Annotated in this window: 14 protein-coding genes; 4 read left to right on the plus strand and 10 right to left on the minus strand. The window is 66.6% G+C overall.

Annotated elements, in window-relative coordinates:
• A complete protein-coding gene (locus ACZ4TW_RS15075; protein WP_465543776.1) occupies positions 1–687 on the minus strand; it encodes an ABC transporter ATP-binding protein in 687 nt (228 codons plus the stop codon).
• Between the two features lie 192 nt (positions 688–879).
• Here ACZ4TW_RS15075 and ACZ4TW_RS15080 point away from each other — a divergent pair, with 192 nt between their 5' ends.
• Complete coding sequence (locus ACZ4TW_RS15080) at positions 880–1,803, plus strand: DUF559 domain-containing protein (protein ID WP_465543778.1); 924 nt, start codon at positions 880–882, stop codon at positions 1,801–1,803.
• Between the two features lie 82 nt (positions 1,804–1,885).
• Here the strand turns inward: ACZ4TW_RS15080 and cds1 are convergent, their stop codons facing one another.
• Together cds1 and ACZ4TW_RS15090 are read right to left on the minus strand one after the other, a co-directional pair.
• The gene (gene cds1, locus ACZ4TW_RS15085; RefSeq protein ID WP_465543780.1) at positions 1,886–3,031 is read right to left on the minus strand and encodes an L-cysteine desulfhydrase Cds1; all 1,146 of its coding nucleotides are present in this window, start codon (positions 3,029–3,031) and stop codon (positions 1,886–1,888) included.
• Between the two features lie 4 nt (positions 3,032–3,035).
• Positions 3,036–3,377: a DUF4229 domain-containing protein gene (locus tag ACZ4TW_RS15090; protein WP_465543782.1), complete on the minus strand. Its 342-nt coding sequence runs from the start codon at positions 3,375–3,377 to the stop codon at positions 3,036–3,038.
• Between the two features lie 135 nt (positions 3,378–3,512).
• Between ACZ4TW_RS15090 and ACZ4TW_RS15095 the strand changes: the two genes are divergently transcribed.
• From ACZ4TW_RS15095 to ACZ4TW_RS15105, 3 genes are all read left to right on the plus strand, one after another.
• Positions 3,513–3,731: a BldC family transcriptional regulator gene (locus tag ACZ4TW_RS15095; protein ID WP_465543784.1), complete on the plus strand. Its 219-nt coding sequence runs from the start codon at positions 3,513–3,515 to the stop codon at positions 3,729–3,731.
• Between the two features lie 121 nt (positions 3,732–3,852).
• The gene (locus ACZ4TW_RS15100; RefSeq protein ID WP_465543786.1) at positions 3,853–4,083 is read left to right on the plus strand and encodes a hypothetical protein; all 231 of its coding nucleotides are present in this window, start codon (positions 3,853–3,855) and stop codon (positions 4,081–4,083) included.
• A gap of 139 nt (positions 4,084–4,222) precedes the next feature.
• Positions 4,223–4,672: a helix-turn-helix domain-containing protein gene (locus ACZ4TW_RS15105; RefSeq protein ID WP_465543788.1), complete on the plus strand. Its 450-nt coding sequence runs from the start codon at positions 4,223–4,225 to the stop codon at positions 4,670–4,672.
• Between the two features lie 72 nt (positions 4,673–4,744).
• On the opposite strand, the gene ccsB is transcribed toward ACZ4TW_RS15105, so the two are convergent.
• The 7 genes from ccsB to ACZ4TW_RS15140 form a co-directional block, all read right to left on the minus strand.
• Positions 4,745–5,779 carry a c-type cytochrome biogenesis protein CcsB gene (ccsB, locus tag ACZ4TW_RS15110; protein ID WP_465543790.1) on the minus strand — a complete coding sequence of 345 codons (1,035 nt, stop codon included), beginning with the start codon at positions 5,777–5,779 and terminating at the stop codon, positions 4,745–4,747.
• Positions 5,780–5,789: 10 nt separating this feature from the next.
• Positions 5,790–7,493 (minus strand): cytochrome c biogenesis protein ResB, encoded by a 1,704-nt coding sequence (resB, locus tag ACZ4TW_RS15115; RefSeq protein WP_465543792.1) that lies wholly within the window; start codon positions 7,491–7,493, stop codon positions 5,790–5,792.
• The gene (locus ACZ4TW_RS15120) at positions 7,490–8,314 is read right to left on the minus strand and encodes a cytochrome c biogenesis CcdA family protein (RefSeq protein WP_465543794.1); all 825 of its coding nucleotides are present in this window, start codon (positions 8,312–8,314) and stop codon (positions 7,490–7,492) included. Before ACZ4TW_RS15120 ends, resB begins: the two co-directional genes overlap by 4 nt.
• Positions 8,311–8,913, minus strand: a complete 603-nt coding sequence (locus ACZ4TW_RS15125) for a TlpA family protein disulfide reductase (RefSeq protein WP_465543796.1) — start codon at positions 8,911–8,913, stop codon at positions 8,311–8,313. Before ACZ4TW_RS15125 ends, ACZ4TW_RS15120 begins: the two co-directional genes overlap by 4 nt.
• Positions 8,914–8,924: 11 nt before the next feature.
• A complete protein-coding gene (locus ACZ4TW_RS15130; protein WP_465543798.1) occupies positions 8,925–9,551 on the minus strand; it encodes a histidine phosphatase family protein in 627 nt (208 codons plus the stop codon).
• A gap of 14 nt (positions 9,552–9,565) precedes the next feature.
• Positions 9,566–10,888, minus strand: coding sequence for a glutamate-1-semialdehyde 2,1-aminomutase (gene hemL / locus ACZ4TW_RS15135; protein WP_465543800.1), 1,323 nt, complete (start codon positions 10,886–10,888; stop codon positions 9,566–9,568).
• 268 nt (positions 10,889–11,156) lie between these two features.
• Positions 11,157–11,468 carry a DUF732 domain-containing protein gene (locus ACZ4TW_RS15140; protein WP_465543802.1) on the minus strand — a complete coding sequence of 104 codons (312 nt, stop codon included), beginning with the start codon at positions 11,466–11,468 and terminating at the stop codon, positions 11,157–11,159.
• Positions 11,469–11,818 lie beyond the last annotated feature (350 nt).

The following is an 11,818-nucleotide window of genomic DNA, read 5'->3' on the forward strand; positions in this document are numbered from 1 at the left end:
TCAGGCAACCTTCCCGTCACGCACCGTGATGGTGGTGTCGGCGAAGGCCGCGGCATTGGGATCGTGGGTGACCATGACGACGAGCCGGTCCGGGGCGTCGTGGGCGACCTCGGCGAGCAGTTCGAGGACCGACTGCCCGGTCTTCGAATCGAGGTTACCGGTGGGTTCGTCGGCCAGGAGGATCGTCGGGTTCATGATGAGGGAACGCGCGATCGCGACGCGCTGCATCTGGCCGCCGGACAGTTCCGATGGTCGGTGATCGACTCGGCCGCCGAGGCCGACCCGCTCGAGCAGTTCGATGGCGCGGGGTTTCGCCTTGCGCAGCGACTGATTGTCGAGAAGCCTTGGCAGAGCGACATTTTCCCACGCCGACATGGTCGGGACGAGGTTGAAGAACTGGAAGATGAAGCCGACCTTGGTGCGGCGGAACTCGGAGGCGGCGCGGTCGTCGAGGTTGCCGATGTCGGAGCCGTCGACGGTGATGGTGCCCGAGGTCGGGGTATCGAGCGCCCCGAGGACGTGCAGGAGGGTGGACTTGCCTGCCCCCGACGGCCCGACAACCGAGGCGAACTGGCCGCCGTCGATCGTCAGGTTCAGGCCGTCGAGGGCCCGGACCGTCTGATCCCCCATCCGATACTCACGGACCAGATCCTGTGCGACGACCAGCGCCGTCGTGTTGTCTCCCACGGTCGGATCGTATCGGACCGAGAATGAGACGGATAGCTCAGGACGTCTCAGCTCACGGACCGGGTCAGGGAAGAAGTGCGGTCTATAGCAACCGCCGCGTCAATTATTGACGCGGCGAGCACTATTCACCGCACTTCTTCCCCTGTGGACAGAAATCCGGCGACTACCCGGATCTGGGTAACCCTGACTGCCATGACCACAAAATCCGGGGTGTACCGCTGGGCTGACCTGCAGGAATTCGGCGTCACGCCGCGGCAGGCGGACAAGCTCGTCGCTGCCGGGGACCTGCTGCGCCTCCGGCGCGGCTGGTACGCGACGGGCTCGGCCGATCGGGACGTGGTGTCGGCAGTCAAAGCCGGCGGCGTCTTGAGTTGCGTCTCCGCCCTGAAATGGCGCGGCGTGTGGACACCGTCTACGACCTACCAGTGGAAGACGAAGAAGCTCAAGGGCGGCGCTACGCGGTGGATCCGAGAGCTGCGCACCGCTGAGCGGGTCCATGTGCGCGGGAATGAATCCGCCCACCGGCGCGGCAACTTCGAGTTCTGCCGTCAGCACGGCGATCCCGAGGCGGAAGGGGCCGCCGTCGACGAACTCCCCATCGCTCTGCGCCATGCGGTGCGGTGCCTGGACCCCGAAGGCATTGTGGTGGTGCTGGATTCACTTCAGCACCACAAGCTCATGACCATCACCGAGATCAAGGAGGCCCTGTCGGCCGCACCCCGCCGTATCCGCCGGCTGATATGTCGTTGTGCGCGAGCAGAATCGGGTACAGAGACGATGGTTCGCCTGCGCCTGCGAGCCAAGGGCGTCAAGCTCGAGCCACAGGTCACGATCGCGGGGGTGGGGCGCGTGGACTTCCTGGTCGGACGCAGACTGGTGATCGAAGTGGACAGCAAAGCGCATCACACCGGAGAAGAGAACTACCGCAGGGACCGCGAGCGCGATCTGGAGTTGGTGCGTCTCGGGTACATCGTGGTGCGCATCACCTATGACCAGGTCGTGTACGGCTGGGATGTGGTCGAGAAGAAGATCCTCGAGCTGATCGGCCGACGCGAGCACCTCAAGAAGCTGCAGCCAACCGAGCTGACGGCCGTCCCTGAGCTTGACGACCTGTAGTTCCGGGGGGTACCGGAAGAACTGCGGTCTATAGCGATCACGACGTCAATAATTGACGCGGCGAGCACTATTCACCGCAGTTCTATTCGCCCCACACCCCCGACTCGAAGAACCCGTCAAGCACCTCGGTGGCCGGGGTGAGGTCGAAGCCCTGGGCCACCACCCAGTCGTCGGAGAAGTAGGTTCCGGCGTAGCGCTCGCCGGAATCGCACAGGAGGGTGACGAGGCTGCCGGCCCGGCGCTGGTCGACCATCTCGGCGACCAGTTGCAGTGCGCCCCACATGTTGGTGCCGGTGGAGCCGCCGACGGGGCGGCCCAATCGCTCCGACACACACCGTGCCGTGGCGATGGAGGCGACGTCGGGAACGCCGATCATGCGGTCGATGACCTGCGACACGAACGACGGCTCGACGCGGGGTCGGCCGATGCCCTCGATCCGCGAGCCGACCGCGGAAGTGATTGTGCCGTCCCCGGATTCGTAGGCGGGGAGGAAGACCGAGTTCTCCGGATCGACGACGGCCAGCCAGGTGGGGTGACGTCGGTAGCGCAGATACCGGCCGAGCGTTGCCGACGTGCCGCCGGTGCCCGCGCCGACGACGATCCAGGTCGGGATCGGATGCTCCTCGGCGCCCATCTGGGCGAAGATCGACTCGGCGATGTTGTTGTTGCCGCGCCAGTCGGTGGCCCGCTCGGCCATGGTGAACTGATCGATGAAGTGCCCGCCGAGTTCGGCTTCCAGCCGGAGCGCCTCGTCATAGACATCAGCCGGCCGATCCACGAAGTGGCAGCGGCCGCCCTGCCGCTCGATCAACGCCGTCTTCGACGGTGAGGTGGACCTCGTCATCACCGCGATGAAGGGCACCCCGATGAGGTTCGCGAAGTACGCCTCGCTGACCGCCGTGGACCCCGACGACGCCTCGATGACGGTCGTCCCCTCGCGCACCCACCCGTTGCAGATCGCGTACAGGAACAACGACCGCGCCAACCGATGCTTCAGTGACCCGGTGGGATGGGTGCTCTCGTCCTTCAAATACAGCTCGACGCCGGTCTCGGCACCGGAGGAATCCGTCCAGCGTGCCCAGTCGGGGAGTTCGAAGCGCAGCAGGTGGGTATCGGCGCTGCGCCGGGCGTCGGCCTCGATGATGCGGACCGCGTTCTCCGACCAGGCACGGTCGGAGCGGTGATCGACATCGGCCGCGCCCGGCCAACTCGATGTGGAGTGAGTCATCGGGTCAGGAGTTGTTGCCGCGGAGCCGGGACTGCAGGTCGTCGTGCTTGCGGCGACGCTCGTCGTCGACGGCGGTGATCTGGTCGTTGACGCGGTTGCGCATGGACTTGAACAGGAACATGCCCAGCGGCATCGCGATGAGCACACCGAAGGCCAGCGCGACGATCAGCGGGGGCTCGACACCGAAGATTCGAGGCACGAACATGATCAAAAGTGTGATTAGCGCCACAAGCGCAAGGCGCGCAATGGTGTAGATCGCCAGCGCTCCGGTCAGCCCGGCCGCACTGCCCGCACGGGCGGGGGTCTCCGGAGTCTGGTCAGCGGGCTGTTTCTGCTCGTCGTTCACGGTCTCCAGAGTACGTCCCGAGGCATTTTGCACTCCCTTTACCAAGTACTGACGGTTCGAGTACCTGGGCGATTTGCGTGTATTCATGTCCCGTAGCGGAGACGCAAACTCCGCACCTCACGAAGGGAACACACCGTGACCACTCTCGAGACCCCGACTGGTTTCATCACGCCGGGCATCGCCAGCCAGCACACCCTGACCCCCGGCCAGGTCGCGGCGATGTTCAACGTGAATCCCAAGACCGTCGCGCGCTGGGCCAGCGCGGGCGTGCTCGGCTCGATCCGCACTCCCGGCGGCCACCGTCGCTTCCGCGAGAGCGACGTCGTGGAGCTGCTCAACCGCCGTACCCCGTAATCGCGGAGGTCGGCGTCGGCCCGCGGGGTCGTCGACGCCGATCGGGCCGACTCAGCAGCCGACACCGCCCCCGTGAACGCCGGACTCACGTACGCTGGAAGTGACGTGAAGGGAGGGTGTCGTGGCGTACCTGTTCGCACTCATCGGCATCGTGGCCATCGGTTTTCTGCTCTGGCGCGCATTCGGACCTTCACTGAATTCCGACGACGGTCCGTCGGCTCCGCGCACCGGTGGCCGTGCGGCGCCCCGCGGCCCCGACGATGATCCGGAATTTCTCCATGATCTCGATCGCCGTACCCGCGGTCCCAATGGTTCGGGGACAAACGGTCCCGATACCGACGACCTGAAATAAAGTCAGAAACGCAATTTTCTTTTCGCTCGTGAATTAGCCGCGAGGCAGAAGAATCGACTCCGCCCCTGATCAGAATGAATGCGCGGGTTATCCTTATCCGCGTCGGTGTAAGTCATTCCATTTCGGGGGTATCTTGCCTGTGGCAACTGATTCCGGTCGCGCACCGGTCACTCGTGGCGACGCCGATTTCGCCACCAAACTGGGACAGCTGTTCGAGACCACCCGGGACAATACCGGCGGCCTGTACACCGGAAAGCGCATTGCCGAACGCGCCAATTCGCTGGGCTATTCACTGAGCGACGCGTATATCTCCCAACTGCGCACCGGAAAGGCGCGCACGCCGTCGTTTCGCACCGTCGAGGCCATCGCCCGCGCTTTCGGGGTGAGCGTCACATTCTTCCTCACCGATCCGGACGAGGACTCCGACCGCGCCCAACGCCAGCAGGACTATGTCGATCTGGTGGCGCAGACGCGCAGTCAACTCGCCGGCGTCGACGTATCGAAGCTGTGCCCGGACACCATCGACGTCATGATCGACGTCTTACGGATGATCAAGTCCGAGGTTGCCGCCAGGTCGACCGACACCTAGTGCAAACCGACAACCTGGTGCAAACCGACGCCGGCGAAAACAGACGCAGGTGAAAACCGACGCTCGGCGCAATCAGAGCCCGGCGTAGGAATGCAGACCTGACACCACCAGATTGATGATGAACAGGTTGAACAGCAGCGCCACGAATCCGGCGACGTTGATCCACGCCGCCGAGGTGTTGCGCCAGCCGGCCGTCGCCCGGGCATGCAGGTACGCCGCGTAGATCACCCACGCGATGAACGACACGGTTTCTTTCGGATCCCAGCCCCAGAATCGGCCCCACGCGGCTTCGGCCCAGATGGCGCCGCAGATCACGCCCAGACCGAACAGCGGGAACCCGAAGACGACGCATTTGTACGCCAGACGATCAAGGGTGTCGGCGCTCGGGATGTGATCGACGATGCGCCCGAGCGGCGCCAGCCGACCGGTGCGCTGCGCGTCGTCGTCGACGGCGGTGGAGGTGACACCCCACCGCATCTTGATCAGGTAGAGGATGCTCGCGACGCCGGACACGAGTAGCACACCGGAGCTGATCGAGATGATCGATACGTGGATGGCCAGCCAGTACGACTTCAGGGCGGGCACCACGGGCGCGGCCTGCGTGTAGAGCCAGCGGCCGGCGATGAACATCAGCAGCGTGACGGGCAGCAGGACGAACGCCAGCAGCGGACGGTACTCACGCTTGCGCAGCACCACGAGACCGGCGACGACGCAGGCGGCGCAGGTCAGCGAGATGAACTCGTACATGTTGCCCCACGGGGCCCGATCGGTGGCCAGGCCGCGGGTGACGATCGACGCGATGTGGGCGAGCAGTCCGACGACGACCACCGGGTACGCCATGTCGCCGAGTCGCTCGCCGAGGGTGCGGCGCGGCCGGGCGTCGTCGATCTTGCCGGGTGCGCGGGTGTCCGACGACACGGTGACGCCGGCGCCGACGAGCTCGGCCTTCGCGGCCAGCCGACGGGTGCGGGCGCCGGCGAGCGCGGCGAGGAACAGGGCCATCGCGAGCACGTACACCGTGATCGCGGTGCCGAACAGCAGGTCGGAGTAGCGGGCGAGCGTCTCGTCGACGTGCCCGACAACCTCGGTGGTGCCCTCGGGGTTCATCGCAATCTCCTCACAGTCTCCGCAGTCGTCGTGTGGCGGGACGGGCGTCGGACTCGTCGACCAGCGCGGCCGCCTGCTCGTCGAAGCCTTCGCCCCAGCCCGCCTGATCGGTCCGCGCGAGCCCGGCAATCTCTACTACAGTACGTCGTTCACTGTCGGCGGGTGACGCGCCGGGGGCCGACGACCCGCCGGTGACGGGAACCAGCCGCGCCCAGATCCGTCGACGACGCACGAGCAGCGACACGAGCAGCCCGGCGAGCATGGCGATCGCCGAGCCCAACACCCACTTCTGCGCGGGATCGTGGCTGACCTGCACCGATACCCAGCGCTTGTAGCCGTCGAACCGCACGGTCGTGCCGTCGGCGAGGGTATGCGACTGCCCCTGCTCCAGATTGACCTGCGCTTCGCGGTTGAGGCGGCCCTGATGGATGAGGTCGACGTCGAGTTGGTAGACGTTCTGCGGCAGGCCGGTGTCCAGGCCGGTATCGCCCTTGTAGATGCGGATCGCGACGGCGGGCCGCTTGGCATCCGGCGACGACGACGTGAGCAGCGTGCCCTGATATTCGGCGGTCGGCGCGAAGAGTCCCTCGAGGGCGATCTGGTTGTTACGGCGCACGTCCTCGTCGGGATAGAGGCCCGCGGGCGTGTCGAAGCGGGCGGCACCCGAGGAGAGCATGGTGGCCATCTCGTCGGGGATGAACAGGGCCGTCTGGGTGCGGGTCTGGCCGTTGGGGAAAGTCACCGAGAACGTCGGCGCGTAGCCGTTGCCCAGGACATAGACGCGATCGCCGGCGACGCGCAGGGGCTCGTTGACCTTGACCGACGTCGTCTGCCAACCATCGTTCGACGACGGTCGGCCACCGACGGCGTAGCTCATCGTGGCGTCGTACATGTCGGGCTGACCGTTGGCCAGATAGGTGGCCGAGAAGTCGTCGATGCGGATGCAGAACGGCGAGAGATCGGTGCCGTCGACCATGCTGCCGGCGCGGAACGAGTCGTAGACGGCGGTCGAGCTGTTGCACAGTCCCTGCTCGCCGTCGGCGACGAGACTGCGGGTGCCCTCGTAGCCGTAGAGCTTGCCGACCGCGATCGAGACGAGCAGCGCGAGCAGCGCGAAGTGGAACACGAGATTGCCGAACTCGCGCAGGTATCCCTTCTCCGCGGACACCTCGACGACACCGTTGTCCTTGACGACGGTGCGCCGCCGCCAGCCGGAGAGACGCGAGCTGATGCGCTCGGCGATCTGCTCGGGCGTGCCGTCGACGGTGATCTCGCGGTGCCGGGGCAGACGCTTGAGATTACGCGGCGCGGCAACGGGTTTGGCCCGCAGACTCTTGGCGTGCTCGATCATGCGCGGGGTGAGGCAGCCCACCAGCGAGATGAACAGCAGGACGTAGATGGCGGTGAACCACACGGAGCTGAAGACGTCGAACATCTGCAGCTTGTCCATCCACTCGCCGACGGTGCCCTTGTCGGCGATGTACTGCAGGGTCTTCTGCTCGTTCAGCTCACGCTGCGGTAGCAGGGCGCCGGGGATGGCGGCCAGGGCGAGCAGGAACAGCAGGACCAGCGCGGTGCGCATCGAGGTCAGCGAGCGCCACACATTGCGCAGCGGGGCCACGACGTAGCGCATCAGCGGGTGCTGACGGTGGACGGACGCGGCGTCGGCGTCGTTCGCGTTGTTGTTTGCCGGGGCGTCCTGCAGGTCGGTCATACGGGTAACTCCGTGTTACTGATGAAGGCGTTGCGGACCCACACGATGAACTGATCCCACAGGCCGGTGAGCAGCGCGACGCCGACGGCGATCAGCATGATGCCGCCGAAGACCTGGATGACCCGGGCGTTGCGTCGCAGCCAGCCGAGGCTGCGCAGCGCCCACGCCGAGGAGAACGCGAGAATGATGAACGGGATGCCCAGCCCGATGCAGTAGGCGATCACCAGCGCGACGCCCTTGGCCGCGGTTGCGCCCTCGGTCCCGGTGACGGTGGCCATCACACCGGTGAGGGTGGGACCGAGGCACGGCGTCCAGCCCAACGCGAAGACACCCCCGAGCAGCGGGGCGCCGACGAGGTTGGATACGCGGATCGGGGCGAACCGGACCTCGCGCTGCATCATCGGCACCAGGCCGATGAAGACCAGGCCCATCACGATGGTGACGACCCCACCGATCCGTTGCAGCAGTTGATGATTCAGGGTCACCGTGCTGGTGACCCCAAAGACCGTGGCGACCGCCGCGACGAAGACGACGGTGAAGCCGAGGACGAACAGGAACGCCGCGAGAGCGACGCGTGACCGTCCCTTCTTCGGGGATTCGCCGACGCTGACCGCGGGCGCTTCCGCACCGACGAGCCCGGCGAGATACGAGAGATATCCCGGCACCAGGGGGACGACACAGGGTGAGGCGAACGAGACGAGTCCGGCCACCAGGCACGCACCCATCGCGAGCAGCAGCGGACCGGAGAGCACCGTGTTCTGGAAGGTGTCGCCGACGGAGGCGAGGGTGGCGACCGACGGCGCGAGGGCGGCTGAGCTCACTTGGCGACCTGCTGCTCGCCGGCCACCTGCGTCACCTTCGCGGTGAGCTCGTCGGCGGTGATCGCCTTGAGGAAGACCGCCGCCGGGCGATGTTGACGGTCGAGGATGATCGTCGTCGGGACGACCGAGGTGGGCGTCGTCAGGGCGGCCAGGGTCGCGCCGTCGAAGTCGTAGATGGAGGGGAAGCCGACGTTACGGTCGGCGACGAAGTCCTTGGCGCTGGCACGATCGTCGCGCAGGTTGATGCCGAGGAACTCGACGCCGTCGGCCTTCGTCTTCTCGTAGGTCTGCTCCAGCGCGGCGGCCTCACCACGGCACGGCCCACACCACGAACCCCAGACATTGACGACGACGACCTTGTCCTGGAACCGCGGATCATCCAGCGAGAGTTGCTGATCGGTGACGAGATCCGGTCCGGACAGCGGCGCCACGGGCTTGCGGTCCGCGGCGTCGTAGGAGATGACGGTCTGGCCGCCGGGTGAGACGAACTGGAAGGTGTTGCCCTGCGAGACCGCGTCGTCGCCGGTACCGCAACCGGCGAGCGCAATGATCAGCGCGCTCGCCACCACCGCGGCCTTGCTTACCTTCCGAACTGCCATGATCGTGTCGCTCAGGCTCCCGTGGCCAGCGGATCGGAGGCGCCGGCCGGTTCGGAGTACACGATGTCGACGAGCGCATCGTCGTCGTAGATGAGGCTGGTCAGTGACGCCAGCGAGCACTGCCGACGACGCGGGTCGTGCCACAGGCGCTGCCCTTCGAGGAAACGCCGCAGCGTGTAGACGGGCAGCTGATGACTGACGCAGATGGCCTCGTGGCCACGCGCGGCGTCGCGAGCGGTGTTGGCGGCGGCCAACATTCGGTGCGCGAGCTGGATGTAGGGCTCACCCCAGGACGGCGTGAACGGATCGCGCAGCTTGGGCCAGTGACGCGGCTTGGAGAGGGCACCGTCACCGACGGATACCTTGAGTCCCTCGAAGATGTTGTCGGCCTCGATGAGCTCGTCGTTGGTGATGATCGGCAGCGAGTGCGCGGCCGCGATCGGGGTCGCCGTTTCCTGTGCGCGCTGCAGCGGCGAGGCGAATACGGCGACGATGTCGTGATCGGCGAGTGCGCCGGCGACCTTGCGCGCCTGCGCCTTTCCGGTGTCGGAGAGGTGATAGCCGGGCAGACGGCCGTAGAGCACACCCTCCGGGTTGTAGACCTCGCCGTGGCGCATCATGTGCACGATCGTGTGCATGTCCTTGTCCCCCTTTACTTTCCGGCTGCAGCAGCCGCGGCCGCGGCGGGCAGGGCGTCGGCGATCCGTGCGAAGGCGTCGTCGTCGAGTGCGGCGGAGACGAACCATGCCTCAAAGGCGCTCGGTGGCGGATACACGCCACGCTCGAGCAGCGCGTGGAAGAACGGCGCGAAGCGGTCGGTCTGCGTTGCCTTGACGCCGGCATAGTCGACGACGGGCGTTCCCGCGTCGGCCGGATCGACGAAGAAGACGCTGATCAGGTTGCCCGCCTTCTGCACCCGGTGCCCCACTCCCTCGACGGTGAGGGCATCGGTGATGAGACCGGCGAGCCGGTCGGCGTTGGCGTCGAGTGCGGCGTAGACCGCGGCGTCGGCGTGACGCAGCGTGGCCAGGCCGGCCGCCACGGCGACGGGGTTTCCGGACAGGGTGCCGGCCTGATAGACGGGGCCGACCGGCGCGAGGCGTTCCATGATGTCGCGGCGACCGCCGAAGGCGGCGGCGGGCAGTCCGCCGCTCATCACCTTGCCGAAGGTGTAGAGGTCGCCGGCGACACCCTCAAGGCCGTACCACCCCGACGGGCTGACGCGGAAACCGGTCATGACCTCATCCATGATCAGCAGCGCGCCGTGGCGTCGGGTGATCTCCCGCAGACCGGCGTTGAAACCGTCGACCGGCGCGATGGCTCCCATGTTGCCGGCGGCCGCCTCGGTGATGACGGCGGCGATGTCCGCGCCGTGCTCCTCAAAGGCCTTCGCGACGGCCGTCAGATCGTTGTAGGGCAGCACCAGCGTGTCGTGGGCGGAGGCGCCGGTCACGCCCGGCGACGTCGGCAGACCCAGGGTCGCGACGCCGGACCCGGCGTCGGCCAGCAGTGCGTCGACGTGGCCGTGATAACACCCGGCGAACTTGATGATCTTGGACCGGCCGGTGTACCCGCGGGCCAATCGGATGGCCGACATCGTCGCCTCGGTGCCCGAGTTGACGAGGCGGACGCGCTCCACCGGATCGACCCGATCGATGATCTCCTCGGCCAGTTCGATCTCGGCCTCGGTCGGTGCGCCGAAGGACAGCCCCGTCGACGCCGCCTTCTGCACCGCCTCCACGACGGCCGGATGAGAGTGGCCCAGGATCATCGGGCCCCAGGAAGAGACCAGGTCAACGTAGGTGTTGTCGTCGGCGTCGACGAGGGTGTATCCGGCCGCCGAGGTGATGAAGCGGGGCGTGCCACCCACCGCGGAGAACGCGCGGACCGGCGAATTGACGCCGCCGGGGATGGCCTGACCGGCACGGTCGAACAGGGCGGCCGAGCGCGCGGTCACCTCTACTTGACGAGTCACGGCCTCCAGTGTTCCAAACCGGTGACCGTGGCCGCCAATTGCTGCCTGAGCAGAAGATGTGAACCGGAGTGCGGGTGGGGTGGGTCACAGCGTGCCGAGCGACCGCGATGCCTACCCTCCGGCCTTGATCTTGTCCTGCTGACGCTCTTCCGGACTGCAGCTCTTCCGGAGCATCTCGAACTTCGGTTCCTCTTCCGGCAGGCTTGTGTAGCACCGCTGGAGGTCCTCGGGTGAGCCTCGCGGGTCGTCGTCGATGATGACAGGCGGGTCAGCCCGCGGTGAGCTTGCCCTGCTGGTCCTTGCAGTAGGCACCGATCGCGGCGCCCACCGTGGCCGCACCCTGCGCACCGCCCCCATTGCTCTCCACCAGGTCCATCGCCGGGGTGCCGCCCTTGAGGTCCTCGCAGATCTGCTTGCCCTTGGCGATCAGCGCCTCGCGGTTGTCGGTGTTGACGCCGCCGGCTTTGAGCGCGGAGAGGTAGGCGGTGTCGGCCGCATCGTCGGAACTGCACCCCCCGACGGTCAAGACGGCGGCGGCCGCCAGCGGCAGCATCAGGAGGCGGATCTTCGTAGAGCGCATCGGTTCCTCTTTCGTTTGTCGGGTAGAAGCTAAGCGATTCGACGCGGCGGCGGACTGCTTCGGGTGCGCGGTTGGGAGAAAGTGATTCGTTCAGAGGACACGGACACCGGCCAATCGTGAGTTAGCTCACGGTCCGATGGCGAGAAGGCGGCGATCGTGACCATGAGCGGTAGGTTCTGGGAGTCGTAATGATTTTCGGGGGGAACATCATGATGAATCGTCGTCGGTTGCGCACGTCTGCTGTCGCTGCCGCGGTCCTGTGCGGACTGCTGGCCACACCCACCGTCGCCAGTGCAGGCGAAGGACATGGCGGCAGTGTGTCGTCGGGGAAGTCGCAGGAATCGCCCGCC

The sequence above is a fragment of the Agromyces sp. NPDC029043 genome (assembly GCF_055564615.1).